Origin of the sequence: Algoriphagus sp. (assembly GCF_024642405.1) — a bacterium.
In the GTDB taxonomy this organism is placed as follows: Bacteria; Bacteroidota; Bacteroidia; order Cytophagales; family Cyclobacteriaceae; genus Algoriphagus.
Genome location: NZ_JAHEBC010000013.1, coordinates 1 through 23,197, shown reverse-complemented (window position 1 = coordinate 23,197; position 23,197 = coordinate 1). Strand labels below are relative to the sequence as shown.

Annotated in this window: 19 protein-coding genes; 9 read left to right on the top strand and 10 right to left on the bottom strand. The window is 36.0% G+C overall.

All coding sequences use genetic code 11. The features are described from left to right. Positions 1 to 8 precede the first annotated feature (8 nt). Both Q0L68_RS02170 and Q0L68_RS02165 read right to left on the bottom strand, forming a co-directional pair. Positions 9 to 392, bottom strand: coding sequence for a hypothetical protein (locus Q0L68_RS02170; RefSeq protein WP_296698756.1), 384 nt, complete (start codon positions 390 to 392; stop codon positions 9 to 11). Between the two features lie 42 nt (positions 393 to 434). After that, the gene (locus tag Q0L68_RS02165; protein WP_296698753.1) at positions 435 to 671 is read right to left on the bottom strand and encodes an AtpZ/AtpI family protein; all 237 of its coding nucleotides are present in this window, start codon (positions 669 to 671) and stop codon (positions 435 to 437) included. Positions 672 to 816: 145 nt separating this feature from the next. Here Q0L68_RS02165 and Q0L68_RS02160 point away from each other — a divergent pair, with 145 nt between their 5' ends. The 3 genes from Q0L68_RS02160 (at position 817) to uvrC (ending at position 7,619) form a co-directional block, all read left to right on the top strand. Further along, the gene (locus Q0L68_RS02160) at positions 817 to 3,441 is read left to right on the top strand and encodes a tetratricopeptide repeat protein (RefSeq protein WP_296698751.1); all 2,625 of its coding nucleotides are present in this window, start codon (positions 817 to 819) and stop codon (positions 3,439 to 3,441) included. A 2-nt stretch (positions 3,442 to 3,443) separates the two neighbouring features. Continuing rightward, positions 3,444 to 5,750 carry a transglycosylase domain-containing protein gene (locus tag Q0L68_RS02155; protein WP_296698749.1) on the top strand — a complete coding sequence of 769 codons (2,307 nt, stop codon included), beginning with the start codon at positions 3,444 to 3,446 and terminating at the stop codon, positions 5,748 to 5,750. 63 nt (positions 5,751 to 5,813) lie between these two features. Beyond that, complete coding sequence (gene uvrC, locus Q0L68_RS02150) at positions 5,814 to 7,619, top strand: excinuclease ABC subunit UvrC (RefSeq protein WP_296698746.1); 1,806 nt, start codon at positions 5,814 to 5,816, stop codon at positions 7,617 to 7,619. A 17-nt stretch (positions 7,620 to 7,636) separates the two neighbouring features. On the opposite strand, the gene gldN is transcribed toward uvrC, so the two are convergent. From gldN to Q0L68_RS02110, 8 genes are all read right to left on the bottom strand, one after another. Next, positions 7,637 to 8,452: a gliding motility protein GldN gene (gene gldN, locus Q0L68_RS02145; RefSeq protein ID WP_296698744.1), complete on the bottom strand. Its 816-nt coding sequence runs from the start codon at positions 8,450 to 8,452 to the stop codon at positions 7,637 to 7,639. A 33-nt stretch (positions 8,453 to 8,485) separates the two neighbouring features. Beyond that, positions 8,486 to 10,093 carry a gliding motility protein GldM gene (gene gldM / locus Q0L68_RS02140; RefSeq protein ID WP_296698741.1) on the bottom strand — a complete coding sequence of 536 codons (1,608 nt, stop codon included), beginning with the start codon at positions 10,091 to 10,093 and terminating at the stop codon, positions 8,486 to 8,488. 35 nt (positions 10,094 to 10,128) lie between these two features. Then, a complete protein-coding gene (gene gldL, locus Q0L68_RS02135) occupies positions 10,129 to 10,875 on the bottom strand; it encodes a gliding motility protein GldL (protein ID WP_296698739.1) in 747 nt (248 codons plus the stop codon). A 111-nt stretch (positions 10,876 to 10,986) separates the two neighbouring features. Continuing rightward, positions 10,987 to 12,081, bottom strand: a complete 1,095-nt coding sequence (gene gldK / locus Q0L68_RS02130; protein WP_296698737.1) for a gliding motility lipoprotein GldK — start codon at positions 12,079 to 12,081, stop codon at positions 10,987 to 10,989. Between the two features lie 171 nt (positions 12,082 to 12,252). Further along, entirely contained in the window at positions 12,253 to 13,233 is a 981-nt protein-coding gene (locus Q0L68_RS02125; RefSeq protein WP_296698734.1) for a type IX secretion system membrane protein PorP/SprF, read from the bottom strand. 76 nt (positions 13,234 to 13,309) lie between these two features. Beyond that, entirely contained in the window at positions 13,310 to 14,083 is a 774-nt protein-coding gene (locus tag Q0L68_RS02120) for a uroporphyrinogen-III synthase (protein ID WP_296698731.1), read from the bottom strand. Positions 14,084 to 14,113: 30 nt separating this feature from the next. Continuing rightward, positions 14,114 to 15,238, bottom strand: coding sequence for a DUF4271 domain-containing protein (locus tag Q0L68_RS02115; protein ID WP_296698729.1), 1,125 nt, complete (start codon positions 15,236 to 15,238; stop codon positions 14,114 to 14,116). A gap of 2 nt (positions 15,239 to 15,240) precedes the next feature. Continuing rightward, the gene (locus Q0L68_RS02110) at positions 15,241 to 16,944 is read right to left on the bottom strand and encodes a POTRA domain-containing protein (protein WP_296698728.1); all 1,704 of its coding nucleotides are present in this window, start codon (positions 16,942 to 16,944) and stop codon (positions 15,241 to 15,243) included. Positions 16,945 to 17,008: 64 nt separating this feature from the next. Here Q0L68_RS02110 and hemW point away from each other — a divergent pair, with 64 nt between their 5' ends. The 6 genes from hemW to Q0L68_RS02080 all read left to right on the top strand — a co-directional run. Continuing rightward, positions 17,009 to 18,109 carry a radical SAM family heme chaperone HemW gene (hemW, locus tag Q0L68_RS02105; protein WP_296698776.1) on the top strand — a complete coding sequence of 367 codons (1,101 nt, stop codon included), beginning with the start codon at positions 17,009 to 17,011 and terminating at the stop codon, positions 18,107 to 18,109. A 12-nt stretch (positions 18,110 to 18,121) separates the two neighbouring features. After that, on the top strand, positions 18,122 to 18,433 hold the full coding sequence (locus Q0L68_RS02100) for a DUF721 domain-containing protein (protein ID WP_296698725.1): 312 nt from the start codon (positions 18,122 to 18,124) through the stop codon (positions 18,431 to 18,433). Between the two features lie 113 nt (positions 18,434 to 18,546). Beyond that, on the top strand, positions 18,547 to 20,613 hold the full coding sequence (locus Q0L68_RS02095) for a GAF domain-containing SpoIIE family protein phosphatase (RefSeq protein ID WP_296698723.1): 2,067 nt from the start codon (positions 18,547 to 18,549) through the stop codon (positions 20,611 to 20,613). A 17-nt stretch (positions 20,614 to 20,630) separates the two neighbouring features. Next, on the top strand, positions 20,631 to 20,963 hold the full coding sequence (locus Q0L68_RS02090; protein ID WP_296698720.1) for an STAS domain-containing protein: 333 nt from the start codon (positions 20,631 to 20,633) through the stop codon (positions 20,961 to 20,963). A 2-nt stretch (positions 20,964 to 20,965) separates the two neighbouring features. Next, positions 20,966 to 21,379, top strand: a complete 414-nt coding sequence (locus Q0L68_RS02085) for an ATP-binding protein (protein WP_296698718.1) — start codon at positions 20,966 to 20,968, stop codon at positions 21,377 to 21,379. Between the two features lie 85 nt (positions 21,380 to 21,464). Beyond that, on the top strand, positions 21,465 to 23,197 hold a 1,733-nt coding region (locus Q0L68_RS02080; protein WP_296698715.1), incomplete at its 3' end, for a peptidylprolyl isomerase.

Sequence of the window (23,197 nt, the reverse complement as noted above, 5' to 3'; positions counted from 1 at the left end):
TTGAGGGGCTACTTTGAAATCGGGCGCAAATTAGCTAGAAAGGCGTAGATATCAAAAACTAAGTAGAATAAAAAAATGATAAAGAAATCTGCGATAAACAGAATAATATTTTCCATTCCGGGCCAAACCTCTATACCAATGAATACCAAAGTGGCTATAAATCTTAAAATCATTGCCAAAACCATGATATTAAAGAAATTATCAGCAAAAGATTTTAGAAGAAAACCATTTAACAAACTGATCAAAAAAGATATGATCACCATAAAAATGTAAATCTCCCAAATCTTTTCATGGATTACTTGTGGCAAAAGCCAACCCAAGACCAAAATCAGGATGGCAACTGAAATTGATAATATCAGGAACTTAAAATGGATATTTTTAAAAAGGGACATTACATTTTTTTTGCAAAAGTACCCATTTTCCTAAAAGTTTACTCAGCTGTCTTGTTTCATACTTTGCCAAAGTTGGTAAAAAGCAATCCCAATTGACAAAAAACAAAATAATAGGAGCCATACAGGGAATTTAATATTACTCTGTTGCTGAACCAACCAACCCACATAAGTCCCGCCCCCAATCACTCCAAAAAGTTGGAAGGAAAGTCCTATGTACTTCACATAAGTTGGAGTTCCAGAGATTTTTGGCTTTTCATTTGGAGAACTTTTTTTACTCATTTTAAAGGAATTGATTGTTAAAACTAATAAAATTTCGCCCTGATTTATTCCAAGAAGACCGATAGAAAAATATTTGAATGTCAACATCGTTCCGTAAGTAAGCCAAATAACCTATTTTGGTACTTTAATTGGGGATTACTTGTTTATGAATAAATTTTCGAGGTTAGCATTGGTCTTATTAATTTTTACTTGTGCCTGCTCATCTGAGCGGGATACCTTTACTAATCGTACTTTTCATAATATTACTTCGCACTTCAACGCCTATTATTTGGCCGATGTAAAAATCAAAAACGTAGAAGAGTTGGTAAAATCTAACTACAAAGAAGATTATACTCAGATTTTACCGGTTTTTATTCCGATTGACTCCGCCTCTATTGAAACTGGTTTAGACTCACTTCAGTCAGCAAGGGAACTTGCATCGAAAGCGATAGAATGGCATAAAATAAGTAACTGGGTGGATGATAGTTATTACTTGCTTGGCAAAATCGATTACCTGCAGGCTCATTTTGATGATGCACAAAACACGTTCAAATTTGTCAATGTTAATAGCAAGGATAAAGATCTTAGACACAAAACTCTTATTTCTTTACTAAGGCTTTATGTAGACTTGGGGGAATATGAAAATGCAAATTTCACGATTGATTACTTATCCAAAGAAAGTGGGATAAATGATGAAAATCGCTACGAGCTTTACCGGACTTTGGCCTACTACTATGAAACCAGAGGAGATGAAAATGGAGTGATAGGTGCTTTGGTAAAAGCGTTGGAGTATGTAGATGACAACAAGGAAGAATCCCGCATCAATTTCATACTTGCTCAACGCTACCAAAGAGAAGGTTTGGATGCACTCGCTTTTGATTTCTACAATAATTCTTTGGCAGGAAATCCTCCCTATGAAAGAAGTTTTTTTGCACAATTATATGCTCAACAAGTCGCTGAACTGAATGCTTCCAAAGACCTCAGAAAGGTGAGAAACTATTATGAGGATTTGTATAAAGATCCTAAGAATAAAGATCTTAAAGATGTCGTAGTTTATGAAATGGCTCTTTTTGAGGAGAAACAAGGAGATACTGAAAAAACGCTCCAATTACTTCATCAAGCTGCCAAAGAACCTGGTAGCAACCCTCGACAAAAAGGTTATATCTATCAAAAACTTGCGGCGATCAATTTAGATGAATTTAAAGATTACAGAGCTACTAAGTATTATCTGGATAGTGCTTTAACATTTATCAAAGAAACTGATCCGGTTTCATTACAAATTAAGGAACAAAAGGAAACTCTTGATCAGTATGTATTTCATGTAGAAAGAATTCTTTCCAATGACAGTCTGATAAGTCTTTCTAACATGAGTCCTGAAGAACAAAAACTGATCGCAGAATCTTTTATAAAAAGTGAAGAAGAAAGGCTTTTAGCAGAAGCAGCTGCCAAGCAGGAACCTGAAACTTCCAGCATTTTTGACAATTTACTTGCATTCAATGATAGAGGATCAGGCTCTACATTTTATTTCGATAATTCTGTGGCTATGCAGCAAGGGGCAATAGAGTTCTACAGAGAATGGGGGAACAGGCCACTTCAAGATAATTGGAGACGTAGCGCAGCAAGCTTCCAAAGCACTGAGCCAACTATTGCCGAATCTGTAGAAACTGATTCAACATCAATAGACGAAACTGCAAATGCATTGAATCAATTACCTGATATTGAATCTTTATTAGCAAAAATACCGAGTTCTGAAGAGGAACTTTCCATATTAAACCTTGAACTGGAGGAATCTTATTTTGAACTTGGAAAGCTTCTTTATTTTGAATTAGAAGAAGTAGAAAGCAGTATCAGCAATTTAGAAACTCTAATAAGAGAGTATCCTAATTCCTCAAGAAAACCTGAAGCCTATTATTTACTTTACCTTGCTCAAAAAGATCGAGGTGGTAATTTTCAACAGTATGTGGGAAGGTTAAATAATGAATTTCCTAATTCTCAGTATACCTATTCTGTAAATAACCCTGATGCAGCTTCTGGAAATCTAGCCTATTTAGCTTCCTCTAAAAATTATGAATTAGCTTATACTGCATATTATCAGGGGAACTATAACCAAACCCGTTCCATTATAAAACAAACGCTGGAAGAGTATCCTCTAACAAGAAATACAGAGAGAATTCTACTTCTAGACATTATGGTAACGGGTAAACTAGAAAGTCGTCAGGAATATCGAAAAAGGCTGGAAGATTTTATTGTGAACTCTAAAGAGGAACAATTGATAGAATTGGCAAGAAATATGCTTAGACCCATGTTGTCTAGTGAAGAACTGGCTTCTCTCAAAAAACCTGACAGTACCGCATTAGATTCGGCAGAATTAGCAGATCCTGATTTGGTAGAAAAAGAAGGTGATGAAGATCTTTCGGAATCACCTTATAAGGTAAACGATTCAAATACTCACATCTTTGTTTTGGTGATGAGTCCGGAAGAAATGGAGCAAGCATCGGGGCTTTTGGGAGATATAGACACCTTCCATTCAAAAAATTTCCCAAATGCGAGATTGAGAACTGGAAACATGAATATGAGCAGCGAAAACGCAATTTATATCATTTCTCCTTTCACGAATGCTGAAAAAGCAAAAGAGTATTATAAAATGTTTTTGACTGAATTTAAATCCAATGGAATTACGGATGAAATAAAATCTGCTTCTTTTGTCATATCTATTGAGAATTTTCAGCAACTGAACAAAACGAAAAATTTAGAAGAATACAGGACTTTCTTTAAGTCAGTTTATAAGTAATTATGAGTAAAACTTCAAAACCCGAATCATCTGGCTGGGCCAAAAAATTGGTCAAATTCATATGGATAGCTTTCTTGGCTGGATTTTTTGGTTTTATCCTCTTTGTATGGATGGTAAGTATCAATTTCCTTGGCTTATTTGGATCATTGCCAGATTTCAAAGCATTGGAAAACCCAGAAAGTGAATTAGCCTCAGAATTGTACTCATCTGATGGTGTTCTATTGGGAACTTATTTCAGAGAAAATAGAAGTCCTGTGACTTTTGAGGAACTTTCTCCAAATCTTGTTAATGCTTTGATTTCGACGGAAGATGTAAGATTTGAAAATCATTCAGGAATAGATATGATTGCGATGATGCGAGTCTTCGTGAAATCTATTCTGTTAGGTCAAGATGCAGGAGGTGGGTCTACACTCAGTCAACAAACAGCTAAGAATCTCTTCAAAACCAGAAACGATGCCTCTCAAGGGACATTGAGTTCAGTTCCTGGGTTGCGAATGCTCATCATAAAAACGAAAGAATGGATTGTTGCTACCCAGTTGGAAAAGTCCTATACAAAAAATGAGATTTTAACTTTATATCTAAATACTTCTGAATTCGGTTCTAATGCATATGGTATAAAAACTGCCGCAAAAACTTTCTTTAATAAAACACCTGCAGAATTAGAAGTGCAAGAATCTGCGGTTTTAGTAGGTCTTTTTAAAGCTCCAACTTATTACAGCCCAGTTTATAATCCAGAGAATTCTTTGAGGAGAAGAAATACCGTTTTATCCCAAATGGTAAAGAATGATGCTCTCTCCAGAGAAGAATATGATTCACTTTCACAGCTTCCTATTGATTTGGATTATAATGTAGCCAATCAAAACAAAGGTTTAGCCACCTATTTCCGAGAGATAGTAAAGGCAGATTTATTGAGATGGGCTAAAGAGAATCTGAAATCTGACGGCACCTCATACGACCTATATGGAGATGGGTTAAAGGTCTACACAACCATAGATAGCAGAATGCAAAGATATGCCGAAGAGGCTGTAACTGAACATATGGCTTCTCTGCAAAAAGCATTCTATTCGGAAATGGGTAGCAGAGACCCTTGGGTAGATGGAGATAATCGGGTCATTCCTAATTTTATTGAAGACGCAGTAAAAAGGACAGAAGCTTACAGATTGTTGAAAATCAGATATGGAAATGATTTAGATTCCATTGACCTGAAGCTTAACGAAAAGAAAAAAATGAAAGTTTTCTCTTGGGAAAAAGGAGAAATTGATACTTTGATGAGCACCATGGATTCCCTGAGATATTACAAAAAATTCCTACAGACGGGATTTATGAGTATGGATCCACACACGGGACAGATCAAAGCTTGGGTAGGTGGAATGGATCATAAATATTTCAAATTTGACCATGTAATGCGCGGAAAAAGACAGCCCGGGTCCACCTTTAAACCTTTTGTCTATGCAGCTGCAATAGAAAATGGATATAGTCCATGTTATTCTGTAATCGACCAGCCTGTAGAAGTTTACATCCCTGGACAGCCTACTTGGAGTCCTTCTAATGCAGACGGCAAGTTTACTTATGAAAAAATGACTATCCGTCAGGCAATGGCTCAGTCAGTAAACTCAGTTACTGCCTACATGATGAAAAAAATAAGTCCAAAAATCGTCGTAGAAACGGCAAGGAGATTAGGAGTTACAAGTGATTTAGAAGAAGTTCCAGCTTTAGCTCTTGGAGTAAATGACGTGAGTATCTACGAGATGGTGGGAGCATTTGGCACTTTTGTAAATAAAGGAGAACATACCACTCCATTCTATATTGATAGAATTGAAGATAAAAACGGGAATGTTATTCAGCAGTTTACCGCCAAAAAACGCCCGGCCATGAGTGAGGAGCATGCATATTTGATGACATATATGTTGAGAGGTGGTTTTGAAGAAGGTGGTGGAACGAGTCAAGGTGTACCTTATTCATTAAGAGAAGGAAATGAACTGGGAGGAAAAACTGGGACTACTCAAAATGCCTCTGACGGATGGTATATGGGTATTAGCAAGGATTTGGTAAGTGGCACTTGGGTTGGAGGTGATGATAGGGCTATCCACTTCAGAAGTTGGATTGCAGGACAAGGAGGCCGGACAGCGAGACCAATCTGGGTGAAATACATGGAAAAAGTATATGCCGATAAAAGTTTAGGATATACCAAAGGTCCTTTCCCAAGACCAGAAAGACCATTAAGTATAGAAATAGATTGCGATGTATATGAAAAGGAAAGTCAACGCTTCGCAGACTTTGACTATGACGCAAAAAAGAACGATTTCTAAATCATCAAAAACTCTAAGATCAAAAACAGCCTAAATCCAAGGCTGTTTTTTTAATTTTAAGCCATGCAGGCATCCTCATATAAACCCGAAGAACATTTATCTCTCCCCGACCAACCTGGAGTATATCGCTATTTCAATTCGGAAAATGAGTTGATTTATGTAGGAAAGGCCAAAAGCCTTAAAAAAAGGGTTTCGAGCTATTTCAATAAAAATTCGGGAGTTAATCTGAAGACCAGAAGAATGGTCAAGGAAATTGAGAAGATAGAGATTACCATTGTCAACAGCGAGTTTGATGCCTTACTTCTCGAAAATAACCTTATCAAGAAAACCCAGCCCAAATACAACATTCTTCTCAGGGATGATAAAACTTATCCCTATCTACTATTGACAAAAGAGAATTTTCCTCGAATTTTTCAGACCAGGAAAATGATTCCAAAGAGAGGGACATATTTTGGACCTTTTGCAAGTGTCAAGGCTATGAATAATGTGTTGGACCTAATCCGGGAACTTTTCACTATCAGGACCTGTAAATTGGATCTTTCCCCTTACAAAATAGCAGAAGAAAAATATAAAGTTTGTCTTGAATATCATATTGGAAATTGTAAGGGCCCATGTGTAGGCCTTCAAGATGAAAGTGACTATTTAAAAGATCTGGAGCATGCCAAACATATTCTAAAAGGTAATCTTGGATTGGCAAAAACACATTTCAAAAATGAAATGCAACTTCATGCTGAGAATCTTGAATTTGAAAAGGCACACAAAATAAAAGAGAAACTTGACCTCCTCGAAAAGTATCAAGCCAAATCACTAATTGCCAGTCCAAGTATTACTAATCTCGATGTTTGTACTATTGTGACTGATGAAAAAGCTGCTTATGTTAATTACTTAAGGGTAAAAAATGGAGCTTTGAATGTCTCCAAAAATGTGGAACTTAAAAAACGACTTGACGAAAGCGAGGAACAACTTTTAATCACCGCCTTAGTTCGACTTCAGGATCAATTTCAGAGCGACGCTACAGAAGTCCTAATCAACATAGAATTAGAAGAACCTATAGAAGGATTAAATCTCACATTACCTAAAATTGGAGATAAGAAAAAGCTAATTGAGCTTTCACTTAAAAATGCCTTGTTCTATAAAAAAGAGAAAGCCATTCTCAAAGGACTCAATGAGGATAAAAAAGACAGAGTAATAAAACAACTTCAAAAAGATTTAAGCCTTCCTGATATTCCTGATCACATCGAATGTTTTGATAACTCCAATATCCAAGGAACAAATCCTGTTGCAAGTATGGTCTGCTTCCTAAACGGAAAGCCGGCAATCAAAGAGTACAGGCATTACCATATCAAAACCGTGGTAGGAGCAAATGATTTTGCCAGCATGAAGGAAATTGTTTCAAGAAGATATAGGCGACTTTTGGAAGAAAATAAACCAATGCCAAAACTTGTAGTCATTGATGGTGGGAAAGGGCAGTTATCCTCGGCAGTTGAAGCTTTACAAGAGCTCGGTGTTTACGGACAAATGCCAATTATTGGGATAGCAAAAAGATTGGAAGAAATATATTTTCCTGGAGATTCGTACCCGATTCATATAGATAAGAAATCTGAAAGTTTAAGATTGTTACAAAGGATCAGAGATGAGGCTCATCGTTTTGCAATAACATTTCATCGAAAAGTAAGAAGTAAAAATGCATTCGGAACACAACTAACTGCCATTCCTGGAATAGGAGAAAATACCGCTGAAAAATTACTCTCTCATTTTAAATCCGTCAAAAAAATAAGTTTGGCAAGTAAAGAGGAGATATCAGCAGTGATAGGTGCAAGTAGAGCTACTACTTTATTTGATTGGATAGAAAAAAATAAAGGGGCCTAAAGCCCCTTTTTATGTAATTACCACTCCCAGAGAGTGTTTTCGTATTCTAATAGTTTATATTCAAAGGCGAGAGAATTAATATATGCCTGAACTTCCGGATTAGGATTGTCAGCATCCACTAAATCTGCAATTAATGCATCGTCTGGGTTCGTAAATCTCCTTACAACTGATCGGAATAATCTGGATTCAAAAGCCTCATCATAAGTTAAACTTTTTGAAAGATTTCTAAAGTTGATCCATCTTGCTTCTGGATGATCCTTGAAATAATTGTAAAAGTCCTTGTATCGAATAAACCCAATCGTCTTTTGACCAGCATTTGAATTAGTCTGAGAAGGCATTACCAGCTCTATATACTTTATGTCAAAAACCATCTCTGAATGATGCTTATCAAAAACAAAATCCTCTTTAAAATCCAAGTAATAAAGTTGCTTCACAAAAATACTATCTCCAGTAGCATTCAACCAGAAATTATCTTGGAATTCAGCGATGGATAATGGTTGAGTAAAATCTTCATCAGCAAAAACCTCCAATGCATTTTCATCCACTACAGCTTTATAGATTTGATTGATTATTCCATTCTTTTTGGCGTCGCCAGATCCATAGAGAGATAAATTATACTTTTCTCTAAGGTCAATTCTTCTCCAAACCGCAACTTGATACATTTTATCATCTTCACGAATTCTTTTCGCTGAGAAAATTGTATCCATATCAAAGGTTCGATCCCCATAACCAGAAGGATTAACACTAGTTGCAATTTGAGCTTCACTTGCCAAAGGCGCAAATGCTGCTGCAAAAAGCAGGGTTAAGATCAATTTTGGAAGAAACTTTTTCATAATTATTCTTTTATCTTAATCCTTATTCCGGAATTATTTTACCGGAATACGGATAATTTGTCTTAATTCAGAAGGAATTTTATTTCCTCTAAAATTCGTTCTTGTGACTTGTCTAATTTCAAAAACAATGTCATCACCAGCTCGAGCACTTTCTAACAAAGAACGCATTGCAAGACTGCTACCATTTGAAATCTGGACAGTTTGTCTTGGCACTTCATTTCTTAGCAATCTCATTTCACCGCCAGTTACTTCAAAGTTAGCGTCTCTTGCCATTGTTCTACCAAAAGTAGGTTCTGGCTTGGCCAACAATTTAATCCCCGTAAGTGTACCAATCGCCTGAGCCTGACTCAAATCAATCTCACTACCATTCGAAGCTACTGGAACCAAACTTGGCGCAGGAACCGGTTTAATATCATACGCTACATCTCCGATTTTATTGCCCCCGGAACTAACACCAATAGTAACTTTTCCTGAAGCTCCGGGCACAACTGTAAGTTGACCTGGTCTATTTCCTTTAATTGATTGACCGTTGGACACTGCAAAATCAGGCGAATAAGTATTACCTAATGCTGGAACTTCTATCAATAATTCGTTTGCACAATCTGCGTAAAGCTGCTGAACAACTTCCGAAGAAACCTTAATCACTGGCTGTGCCACATAATATTCGTATGCTACAGGTAGAACTTGGTCTTCACCACCAACATTCGTTACGATCTCTCCATTTAAGACTCTTTTCGCAAGTCCTCTGTCATCATATTCACTTGCTGGAGCAACAGTAAATTCAATTTTTCCAAATCCATTTTCAACAGAAACTGCTCTACCGTCAAGCGTCATTTCAGGTGCTGCAGAAGAAGAACTTGAAGCAATAAACATATCCCCTTCAAATTTTGTCCCAGCAGCTACCACGTTAGATGTAGCAGCGATTCTAGCTTCCAGAATATCAGCTTTAAAATAGAATGTACCAATGCCGCTTAATATTTGAGATAATGCCTCACTTTCAATATTTAAAACTTCGTTTTGATATTGGGAAATCAAAGCCATTACAGCACCCACTGGAGATTTCACAAAATTCAAAGCAACAAAGTCTTTATTTCTTACTTCACTATCATTTGCGAATAATGGAATGTCGCCAGCATCTTTCGCAATTGGCTGGAAAGTCATATCAATTCCAATTCCATTTAAAATCTGAGAAATTTGAGTAGGGTAAGAGTTTAATCTCTCCTTCATTTCCTCTCCTTTGCCATTGTTGGCAAACATGTTTCCTGGAATTTCTGTATTCTTCAAACTCGCACTGACGAAGTTCCCTTCCTCATTTTTTGCGTTTGATTGAGTTATCAATTGCTGCTTTAATTCTTCTAAATAAGAATAAATCTCTTTAGTAGCCGCTCTAACTTCCTCTGATGCTCCTACTTTTGGAACATCCTTCTCGTTATTTCCTTGTTGTTCTACGGTTGATTTGATTGAGCTTACAACAAACTCATTCTTTGCAATGTAGTTTTTGGAGGTTCTCTCCATACCGTCATTCAACAATACAAATTTCTGGAGAATCTGATTACTTACTTGGAGAGCCAATAAGGCCGTCAATACCAAGTACATCATCCCGATCATCCGCTGTCTAGGTGTCTCTTTAGCTCCTGCCATCTTTATTTTTTTCTATTCTAGATGTTTGAGTGAAATTAACCTTTCATAGCGGATAACATTCCACCATAGATTTTATTCAATGAACTTACATTTTGATTAAGCTTGGACAACTCATTTTTGAAGGCTTCAGTTTCTTTTCCTGCTTCAGATAGTCCTTCCATTGCTGCAGTCATATTTGAATAGAATTTATTCAATGTCTTGACATGACTATTTGCGTCTTGAAGTTCAAGTTCATATACAGCGTTCAAAGCTGAAAGATTTTTGGTAACTGTCTGAACTTGTGCATGGTAAGCTTTAGCATCCTGAGAAGCTGCAGACATTTCTGTTAATGCGGCAGCTGTTTTACTATATGAAGCATTCATATCAACAAGTGTCTTAGCTGCTGATTTTACATTAGTTGCATATTCGTTAGTAGCGACAGCTGCATCTGAAAGATTTCCCATTTTCTCTGCTGAAGAAGCAAGATTCTTCATTCCTTTCCCAAGGCTTTCGATAAGTTCTGGCCCTACTTTAGCATTGGCCAACATATCATCTAATTTTTGAGAAATATTGTCTCCAGATTTTCCAGCTTTCTTTACACCTGAATCACCACCTGCTAATTCAGGATAAACTTTTGCCCAATCTACCTCTTCTTGGCGTGGTTCAAATGCAGAAAGGAAAAAGATTGCGGCTTCAGTTGTAAGACCTATCGTAATCATTAAATTACCTCCGGCCCAATCCAAAATCTTGAACATCGCACCGAGGATAACTACTGAGGCGCCGATACCATAAATTTTGGGCATGATACTGCCGTAAAACTTTGCCTTGAATGAATTGCTGTTACTAGCCATGTGTTAAATTGAAATTAAGGTGTTAGGTTTTTTATCGTTGGATTTTTACTAATTATTATAGTGTTATCTTTTTCTTCTTCTTGCGGATTTTACATCCATTGATCCTGATCTACCAATAAATGTCATCACTGTTCTGAAACCAATGTGAGCTTGAGCCACATCTTCATATTCATAAGTTCTCGTGCTTGTTTCAAGGTAATGGGCAATATCTTTCCAGCTACCACCTCTTACAATTTTCCTAGGCTCGTTTGGATCATCATATACTGGGTTCAAATCCCAAGTGATGGAACTTGAAGTAGCTGAATAAGCATCAAGAACCCACTCAGAAACATTTCCTGACATATTATACAAACCAAAACCATTTGGAGCAAAAACATCTACTGGGGCAGTATAGGGGAAACCATCATCTATGTAATTACCTCTTCCAGGTTTAAAATTAGCCATAAGACAACCTCTTTTATTTTTCAGATAAGGGCCACCCCAAGGATACTTAGCTACATCTTTACCTCCTTTTGCTGCATATTCCCATTCGGCTTCAGAAGGCAATCTAAAGGGAGTCATATCAAACTCAGTTTCGTCATTGGCTCTTAAATGATATGTTCTCCATTCACAATATTGTTTTGCCTGATCCCATGAAATACCCACAACTGGATAATTGTCAAATGCAGGGTGGTCAAAATAAAATTCCATTAAAGGATCCCCATAATGATAAGAGAAACTTGTAGACCAAACAGTAGTGTCAGGCTTTAATTCATCTAAATTAAATGTCGGAGCTTCTCGTAATGTGGTGGGAGTTCCTGTTTCAAGCTGTCCATTTTTAACAGCTTCTAAAAATTGACGATACTTATTATTCGACACTTCATATTTATCCATGAAAAATTCCGAAATGGTAATCTGTTTATTCATGGAAGATTGAGTATATGCTATATCTTCATCAGATTGCCCCATCCAAAATGTTCCTGCTTTTACAGGAACCATATCGATTGGAAGGTTTTGTTGCCAACTTTCTCTCTTGGGTACCCCTGTTACTTCTCCTCTTCTATTTGCCTTTTCACTCGCAGATCCTTTTTTATTAAAAAGTCCACAACTTGGTAATAGTGTCGCTAATGCCAAGCCCAATGTAATTGGCAATAAGCGAGTTTTCATTTTTTTATACATAAATGACTTTTTTGAGTTCATCAAAATAATGTCCATTCTAAAATAGCCTCAAGCTTCGAAATTTAGCTGAATTTGGCTCATAAATACAAATAACTTGCCAAATTTCTGTTCTACGGTAAAATAGAGTTTAAGGTTCAATTAACTTCCTTTTAATTCTTAATTATAGTTTTATCAGAATCTAAACCTTGGTGTCCTCTGAATTACTCTTTCAATTTGACGACTTACATCTGATAAAGTATAACGCAACATAAGTTCATGACTTGTTGGTGCCTTAGCCTCCACACCACCAATAACCAAATCGAAAGCGTATCCTAATTTCAGAGAATTATCTCTTAATAGACTGTAGCCAAGTATCAAAGAAACAGATTCTTCTCCTCTAAAGGCAATCCCACCACTAATCTTATTCTGATGTGTAGCAATAACGCTAACATCATAAGAAAAATTATTAAATGAAACTGACTTTATCAGAAAACTTGGTTCAATAGCCAACTGCCCAATCGGTCTGAATCGATATCCCATTAATAAATAGGAGTGGTTCTTGAGTTGGTTTGCATAAGATTCATTCCCGAAATCAAAATTTGGCTCATTTAAGTGACGACTGCTAAGACCCACATAATAATCTCCTCTATCATATAACAGCCCCGCACTAAAATTCAAATTGATCTGGTTTTCTTTTCCAGAGGAAGGAAGATTAGGCTCGGGATTTACAACTATTAACTCTCCGTAATCCAGTGAGCTTGAAAACATCCCGAAAGAAACGCCAATACTAATGTTTGCTCGATTTATTTTTTTGTGATAAGAACCTTGAAGATTAATTTCCAAGTTTGAACTCGCCCCTATATTATCATTGACAACAGTCAAACCATATCCAATGTTTTTAGATTCTAACCTTCCCTGAGCAGTGAGTAATTGGCTGACTGGAGCACCACCTTGTCCAGAGTTAGTACTATAGTTTGCCCATTGGGTTCTATGAAGTGCAGAAAACCTAAAGCCTCCATCTTTCCCGGCAAAGGCAGGATTATAATACATACCATTATACATATATTGAGTAAACTGGGCGTCTTGTTGAGCCATTGCAGGAATACTTCCTGTAATTATTGTGAAAATTATAAGGCTCTTAAAAAAGTACTTCCAGTAGCCGCTTTGAGTCATTTTAGCGTGGTTTTTTCTTATCTGAAAACTATTGTAATGATTTAAACTGAAAAACCACAGAAATTGATTCTAAGTTTTACAAATTATTCGCCTTTTTTATATAAAGCTCCAATGCTCCTGTCATACTTGGTGCATTTGGAAGAGGCGCTTCAATATCCAAAATCAATCCCAATTCACGAACTGCCTCAGCGGTAGTTGGACCAAATGCTGCAATCCTAGTCTTGCCTTGAACAAAGTCCGGAAAGTTAACTTTCAAAGATTTTATTCCTGATGGGCTAAAGAATGCAAGAATATCATACTTCACATCTGCCAAATCAGATAAATCCGCAGCAAGCGTATGATAAATGATTGCTTCCGTGAAAGCTATTCCACTCTTCTCCATATACTCAGGGATCACATCCTTGCGAATATCTGAACAAGGGAAGAGATATTTTTCAGATTTATGTTTTTTGAAATAATCAAATAAATCCTCTGCGGTTTTTTGACCCACAAATAATTTACGCTTTCGGATTACGATATATTTTTGAAGATAATGGGCTGTTTGGTCAGAAATACAGAAATATTTCATTTCGGCAGGCATCTCTATCTTAAAGTCTTTACAAATAGCAAAAAAATGATCTATTGCATTTCTACTAGTAAAGATTATAGCGGTGTGCTTTAAAATATCGATCTTTTGCTTTCGAAACTCCTTTGGAGGAACTGGCTCTACTTTTATAAATTGCCTAAAATCAATCTTCAAATTATACTTCTCGGCCAACTGAACATAAGGAGAATTTTCACCCGCTGGTTTTGGTTGAGAAACAAGAATACTTTTTACTGGAATAAACCGTTCTTTGCTAATTGCACTCATGCTATTTATTATGCTTTGATCATTCAAATCTTATTGACCTAAAATCATGACCCACTTAGCCATGATTAAGAAAGGCACTAATTCTGCGATGCAAAGGTAAGTAAATAAATGGTATTTCTTAAAGCTCAATCTATTCATCATTATTAAGAATAAACTTAATACTCCAGCTATATATACCCAGAAAAATACTGACAATGAGAGCCCTATAGCCTCTCTGGCAGATGAAAATTCATTCACTAAAAAAAATGCAATTACCAATACTAAACCTGCAATTGCTAGGACAACAAGTCTCAATAAATAAAAGAAATGAGAAAATTCGAGTTTCCCTAAATCAAATAAATAAGCAATTATTCTTATTCCAATAAATTTTAAAATTGTGATAATTAAAAAAGTGAAGGCTCCTAATATCCATAATATCATAAGTGAATTGAAATCTATTCCTATCCATGTTATCAACCATTCTTGTCTGTAAAAAAATAGGCTTAAAACAGCAACCAAGGAAGTCATCAGATTCACCATCAAAATATAAAAAAGCACGTCCAGGGAAAAAAATTTCTGGAGATTCCCGGAATCAGAAAAATCCTCTGCAGTCAGCAACGATTCCGGACGAATCATCGCAATGAATAAATAGGGATATGCTACTTTATATAATGCCAGAATTAGAAGGATAATAAGAACAGCAACAAAAAAGAAATCTCTTAAATCTTGTCTGTCATGCTTTCTTTCTTGACCCATTATTTCATTTGAACCAGAAAGATTCTCCTCTGAAGAAGTCCGTTTTAATATTTTTTTTACAGAGGCATCACCAATATCAATTCCCTTTTTAAAAACGATTAACTCCACTTCTCCCGTTCCGAATTCTTTTGACAGTTCAGAGATAGGTTTAAAAAAAGTCGTATCTCCTTCTGCATAAATCCAAAGCTTTTTACCAATAAAGACAACTGATTTTTCAGGAAACTCAAATGATATATTTGCTAAAGGAAAGGTGTTTAGATCCAGATTTAAGACCAGTCGGTCATTGGGCCGTATCCAAGTTTCTTCTGTCCCTTTATTCCAAGCATTATTATAATCTTGTAAAACCTGAGAATTAACTTGGTTTATAAAAGAGATAAAAATCAAGAAAACTGTAAGAAATTTGAAATAGGTTGTTTTCATGTTCAAAATCTAGCCAGGTAGCCAAAATGAATTCTGGAATAAGAGAAAGACAAAGGTTGCAAATTAGATTTTCCTAATCCATAAATAAATCTAAAAACTCCATTACCTGTATCTAAATTTATACCAGCACCAAAAGAAATTGGGTAGTCTTTTCTAATTTCATAAAATGGATTCTCAAAAAAACCTAAATCAGAGAATACCATTAAGTAAGAATTTCCTCCAAAAAATAATCGCTGTTCCATATTTATATAAGCGTAAGATCTGGCAAAAAAGAAGTTTTCATTAAAGCCTCTAAAAGTTTTTAATCCGCCAACCCTAAAAAGATCATTCATAAGCAAATTTTCATTTCGCATAAAACCTGAATTTCCTCTTAACCACATCCCCCATGATTTTTTAAGAAAAATATGTTTTTCTATTTCAATTTTTGCTGAAACCTGAGGTGTGTTAAGATCAAGGTTTTGGTACACTGATTCTGGAATTCCAGTATTCTGAATGATTCTTTTGTTTCCTACTGCAAATTCTGATTTCAATCGAGTCCCTCTTCGCGGATAAATCGGAGAATCTAAGTGATTCATATCAATCCCGATCCCGTACAAATTCCAACGGAAATCAGCCACATCAGGTAATTCATTAGCTTCCCTATAAGCAAAAGTTGAAATCAAATCACTGGCCTGTCTCTTTGTGAAAAATCGAATTGAAGAATATCTGGAGAGCTGATAGCCAAAATCCAAGCTAAAATACCGATTAAGGAATGTGGAATCTTGTTTCAATAAATTGAAACCAACAGTAAAGCTTAATGGAGAGCGGAAAACAAATGATTCCTTAGCGCTTATATCCAAAGATTGTGACTCTTGATTCATCCTTTGCCAATGCACAGCGACATCTCTTCCTTTTCCTCCCAAATGATATAATTCTAAATCGAGCTGCCCGGTAATCAATACCTTTCCGGGTTCATTTTCATTAGGTAGCAACCCTATCACTCCATCAATTACATTGACATTTCGATCACTTAAATAAAATATAGGTCTTGCATTTTTTGTCTGAAACCCTAACTCTGGAGATTGAGACAAGCCAAAGTAAGAAGACCTATCTAAGATTTCACTTGCACTTTCAAATTCTTTTTGGGAAAAAGGTTCTCCAGGTTGTATTCTGACTAAATTTTGTACGTATTGAGGTTTGGTTTTGGTGTTCCCCAAAATTTGAACACTATCCCATGTAATTAAAGGACCTTCCTCTAAATCAATCGAAGCAAAAATTTGATCTGCTTTTCGCTCTAAACTATCCAATCTAATCCTTGCAAAAGGGTATCCTCTATTTTCAAGATCTCCTAAAACATCCATCGTCCAATGATTCCATTCAATAAACCCGGAATCCGGAATAGGCTTTTTTAGAATTAATTCATCAGGGACATTCCCTCTTCTTATTTCACTTAGCCTATATAATTGACCAACATGTAATACATATAATATTGAATCATTCCTTTCTGATTCTTTTTGCCAGAATGCAGATATATACCCTTGATTATTTACTTCATTCAAGACTGAATCCAATTCACCTTGCATACTTGACTCCTCTTGAAAAAATTTCCATTCCATCAATTTGGATGAATCATCTCTTTTCCATTGAAGCCATAATTCCGATTGCCCCAAAGAATAATTTGGTGCCAATAGTGCCACAATGAACAGAATGGAAAAGTACTTCCTCAAAGGATTATAGGATTGATTATATTCGCAAAATAACAGATTTACCTTGGCCGGCATCTACATCCATATTCCATTTTGCAAGCAAGCTTGCCATTATTGTGATTTTCATTTCAATACCAATCTGAGTAGAATGGAGGAAATGGTCGAAAAAATAAAATTGGAGCTTACTTTAAGGAAAGACTATCTAAAAAGGAATGAAATTGAAACTGTCTATTTTGGGGGCGGGACTCCTTCTTTGCTAAAGCCCATAATGATTGAATCGATTCTTTCTACGATTCAAAAAGAATATAATGGTATTTGGAAAGAGGTCACTTTAGAGGCAAATCCGGATGACCTCAGTAAAGAAAATTTAATGGCTTGGAAAAGCTTGGGTATAGACCGTTTGAGTTTGGGAATTCAAAGCTTTAATCCAAAAGTTTTAAAATTTTATAATCGGGCTCACTCCGCAGAGGAATCAAAAGATGCAATAAGGAAATCAAGGGAAATGGGGTTTGATAAATTCAGTTTAGACCTGATTTATGGTTTCCCGCATAAAGACCATTCCATATGGGAAAACGATTTAAAAGAGGCATTATCATTGGACCCAGGGCATATTTCGAGTTATGCCTTGACAGTGGAGCCTAAAACCGCTTTAGGAACCTGGGAGAAAAAGGGGCAGTTTCAGTCTGCAAGTGAGGATTTCGTGGCAGAACAATTTGAGTTTCTACAAAATGCCACAGAGAACGCAGGGTATATCCAATATGAAATTTCAAATTTTGGCAAACCCGAACAATTTGCTCTACACAATACAAATTACTGGAAGGGTATTCCTTATTTAGGAATCGGGCCTAGCGCACATTCCTTTGATGGCAAAAACAGAGGAGCTAATCCCAGTAATAACTCCTTGTATATAAAATCATTAAGTGAAAACAAAATCCCTTTTAAATCTGAAGATTTAAAAGATGAGGATTTATTAAACGAATATATTTTAACAGGACTAAGAACAATTTGGGGAATTGATCTAAAAATGATCCAGGAAAAATTTCATGTTAATCTTAAAGAGGAAAAAAAATCCATTTTGGACCAAATGAATACAGAGGGCTGGCTATTATGGAAAGACAATACCCTATCTTTGAGTAAAAAAGGAAAGCTTCTTGCAGATAGCATTTCGTCAGCACTTTTTACCTGAACACCAAATAAAATGAATAAAAACAATCCTTTGAGCAGAAAGAAAGAAGTGGCACCGTTGGAGTCGGCGTTTAAGGATTTGCTAAAGGCTTATCGTCTGGAAGATAAATTCCAGGAGAAAAGTCTCGTTCAGTCTTGGCCTGAAATAGTTGGGAAAACCATTGCAGACAGAACCACCTCTGTTTTTGTGAAAGAGAAGAAACTTTTTGTGAAACTAAGTTCAGGTCCAATCAAAAAAGAACTCTTGATGAATAAAGGAAAAGTAATTTCTTTGATCGAAAATAAGTTTGGAAAGGGGATAATCGACGATTTGGTATGTTTTTGAAAGAAATTAGTTCTTCTCTCTAAAGTTTACTTTTTTTAACATCATTTTGTAATCAAAGCTTTAGTCCCGGTCTTAATTTATTTCACATTGAGTATTATTGTGGGACAAAATATATGATCAAATTACCATCTATCCATATTGGAAAGCTCAGCATGCTCCTAGCCATTTTGGTTTGGTTGGCTTTGCTTTTTGTGGATTTGGTTAGGTTGTTTGGTTTATTGAATGAACTTGAGTCAGGAATTGCCAAGGAATTCACTTGGGTTTTAGAAATTCTATTTTTCTTGACTGTTTACCTTTTTTATAACTATTCAATCAATAAGAATAGTCAAAATGATTTCCTCAATCTGATCTGGCGGGCCGCCTCCACAGGAATAGTTGCAGTATTTGTATCTATTATGATCAATCTTTTCTATTCTCTTTTAGGGGACAGCAATTTAGCAAACGAGCCTTTTCTAAATAACTTTTTCTACCATGTCAACTTCGCATTAATCACTGTTTTTTTGATTTCCAGCACCTTGCTTTGGAAGCATTTGATTCTGTATCAAAAAAGTAAGCGCGTAGTAAAGCAATGGCAAGCATATGAAATAGCCATGCTCGGAGCCATGTTTTTTGTTTTTTTTAATAACAATTCCCTTGATTACAGTTTCTTATTCGGTCTAGTTCTTTTAATTGGATTCGGAATTATTCTATCAGCAAACTTAAAATGGATTCCTTACCTTACTTTCCGCGAAAAATGGAAATCCCTACTTTTCCTATTTATCATCATCAACTGTTGTGGCTATTTATTTTATCAGGTACAACAGTATACTGATAGAACACTTTATGTAGTAAATCTGACGGATAACCTTTTCCTGATTTCTCTTTTTAGCTTCATTTTCATTTATGCCGTTTTTTGCTTTTTAGTTACTCTTTTTAATCTTCCTACCTCTTCAGTATTTGAACAAAAACTGACTGAAGCAATTAATTTTCAGAGATTAAGTCAATCCATCCAACCCGAGGAAAGCGAGGAACAAGTATTGGATATTCTTGTTGACTCCTGTATGAGTGCATCGTATGCGGATGCAGCTTGGTTGGAATTGGGTGATTTGGAAAGCTCAAAAGGCGTTCTCCAGGAAAGATGGTTGGATTCAGCCCTGAGAGAAGAACTTAGTGAGCTGATTCAGAATCAAAAAGTAGCTCAGGATTGGGCGGTAGAAAATCGCCCTGAAAACCTAAATCCACTTTCTCTTCGACTCAATCATAACCGTTTTGAATCAATTTTGTTAGTTCCTTTAGTCATTAACAAATCGGCTATTGGAAGGATGGTTCTATTGAAAGAGGTAAGAGATGGATTTAATAAGGAAATGGTGAATATCATCAGCACGTTCGTGCGTCAAGCCTGTATAGCGGTAGAAAATCATCGACTTCTCAATCAGGCAATTCAAAATGAAAGATATCAGGAGGAGCTAAAAATTGCACAAAGGGTTCAGAAATCTTTGCTCCCAACCAAACTGGATCATAATGAAGCCTTTGATATAGTAGCTTATTCTAATGCGGCGGACGAAGTGGGTGGAGATTATTATGACACTTTTAAACTTGACGAAGAGCGGTACGTTATGATCATCGGCGATGTCTCAGGAAAAGGTACTTCGGCTGCTTTTAATATGTCTCAGATGAAAGGGATTTTCCAAAGTCTCATTCAATTGAATCTTAGCCCTGCCCAATTTATGATAAAAGCCAACGCTGCTTTAAGTCGCTGTCTTGAGAGGAACCATTTTATTACTGCATCAATATTTCTAATTAATACCCGAGATAAAACAGTTTGCCATGCCAGAGCCGGTCATGTTCCTACCTTGATGCATCAGGTAAATAATAATAAATCAGATTATCTGGGCATTGATGGACTAGGTTTGGGGATTTTGAGAAACAAGCAGTACGAAAATCACGTTGAGGAAAGAACGTTCTCTTATTCATCGGGAGATGTTTTAGTCTTGTTTACAGATGGTATTGTTGAAGCAAAAAATGAGAAATCTCAGCAATTTGGGTTCGAAAGAATTAGAACCCTATTAGAGGTTTACCACAAATTAAGTCCCAAAGAAATCCAATCGAAAATCATTGATTCCCTCCACGGTTATGTGGGAGGGGATGGTTTAATCGATGATGATTATTCCATAATGGTTGTCAAATTTTCAGATCAATAAAGAAATCCGCATAAAACATGCTTACGATAGAAATTCAAAAGGAAGACGTTCACGATTTATTAATTATCAAAGGAGAGATTGACGCCAGTAACTCTGTTATGCTGGATCAAAAAATGCTGGATTTAAAAAATGCTGGATCAAAATCCATTTTGGTAGATGGAAGTGGACTAGAATATATCTCTTCAGCTGGATTAGGCGTATTTATGTCTTATTTGGAAGATTTTCAAGAGGAAGAAATAGACTTAAAAATATTTTCCCTTTCCCCAAGGGTATTTGAAGTATTCAAGATTTTGGGTTTAGATCAATTAATGTCCATTTATGACTCAAAGCAGGCTGCGCTAGAGGTTTAAGAATGAAGTATCAGTTAAAAATATATTGCAATACTACTGCATTGGCAGATCTAAGAGGTTTTCTCCAAACAACTCTGAGTGGCCTCCAATTATCTGATAAAGACCAACATCAGTTGACTTTGGCGGTAGAAGAAGTTTGTGCCAACTTGATTATTCATTCTCATAATTGTAACGGTTTAGACCAAATAAAACTTGAAGTCCGAGAAACACCCGAAAAATTAATTTTTGAAATTACCGATAAAGGAAAAGCTTTCAATCTTCTCGATTATGAAGTGCCTGACTTAAAAAAAGTTGTTAGGGAAAAGCGAAAAGGAGGATTAGGCATCATTTTGGTAAAGACTATTATGGACGAAATAGAATTTGAGTCTAATAAAGGAAAGAATACCTGCCGACTCATTAAGTGGTTTCGATCCTAATTCTTGTTAAATCACAGACTTAACATTCATTTCCCTTTATTATCTGATAAATTTGTAAAATTGCACTGAAATTAAGAACCAGTTCATGAACAACCGAACAATTTCGGCCCATATTCTATCCCTACTAATTGTTATAGTAACATCCTTTCCTGCGTTTGCTTTTATGCAGAATGCAAGTCAAGGTGAAACTCTATTGACGATTGGAGGTAAGCCTATTGAGAAAGATGAATTAATCTACCTCATTTCCAAAGGGCAGGATTCAGACCCCTCCTCAATTGGAATGTCAAGAGAGGAATTTGAAGACAATCTCAACTTATTTGTTAATTATAAGCTTAAAGTTCGGCAAGCTGAAGATCTTGGATTAGATCAAAGCGATGAATTCATCAATGAATTTGAATCGTTTAAAGAAAATCTCAAAGCCCCATATTTGATAAAGAATTCTTTGGAAGAGGGAGAACTTCGTAAAGCATACTCCAGAATGCAGGAAGTGATCAGAGCAAGTCATATCCTATTTGAATTCCCTCCAAACGCCAGTAAGGACGATAGTCTTATTGTTTTAAGAATGGCATTGAAAGTTCGAGATGAAATAAATTCTGGAGGTGATATCAACGAGTTGGCAATTGAGTATTCCGATGATCCTTCGGCAAAGGTTAACAAAGGAGATCTTGGTTATTTTACAGCTTTGCAAATGGTACAACCTTTTGAAGATGCTGCCTTTTCATTACAACCGGGTGAGGTTTCTGACCCTGTAATGACAAATTTTGGGTATCATATCATCAAAGTATTTGATAAAAGACCAAATCCTGGTCAAGTAAGGGTCTCTCATATTTTGGTAAGAATCGATGAAAAAGATACTACCAGCGAAAATTTGGCAAGAAGAAAAATAGCAGATATCTACACAGAAATCCAAAAAGAAAGTACAGTCTGGGAAAATATTGTAAAGAACTATTCGGAAGATCCATCTTCAAGCCAAAATGGAGGATTATTACCTTGGTTTAGTGTAGGTTCTATGATTCCTGAATTCGAAATGACTGCATTTTCTTTGACAGAAATCGGGGAGGTTTCACCGCCTGTGCGTACAAAATATGGATACCACATTCTCCGTTTAGAAGATAAAAAAGCCATAGACTCTTTTGAAGATTTAGAGGAAAGTATTCGCTCTAAAATTATGAGGGATTCCCGATCTACCATGATTCAATCCCAAGTAATGGCAATCCAAAAAGCCAGATATAACTTTGATGAAAATGAAGTTTCACTTAAGAATCTGGAAAATGAGTTAAAAACTTTCACCAAATCTCAGCTCCCGGGGGCTGTGGCCGCTAAAGGATTAGATAAAGAAGAGTTATTCACCCTTCAAGGCAAAACATATACGTTGGATGACTTGGTGAATTTTATTGAGGAAGAGGAATTAATTATTAAGGTTAAAACTACCGTGTTTGATGCTTGGTACGATCGATTTACGGCTTCAATTTTGAATAAAGCTGAAGATGCTGATATCCTTGCCAACAATAAAGATTATCAAATGCTTTTGAATGAATATCATGATGGGATTCTTCTTTTCTCTTTAATGAATCAAGAGGTTTGGCAAAAAGGAATCCAAGATTCACTTGGCCAAAGAGCATTTTATCAGAAAAATATTCAAAACTACCAATGGGATGATCGAGTAAACGCATTTATTGTAAAAGTCCTTGATATCAACCAACTCGAAGCCGCAAAAAATAAATTAAAGGATCAGGCTATTTCTAAAGAATTGATCGAAGGATTTAATACTGATTTTAAAACTAACGCACCTCTTGCATACCAGACTGAGAGTGGCTT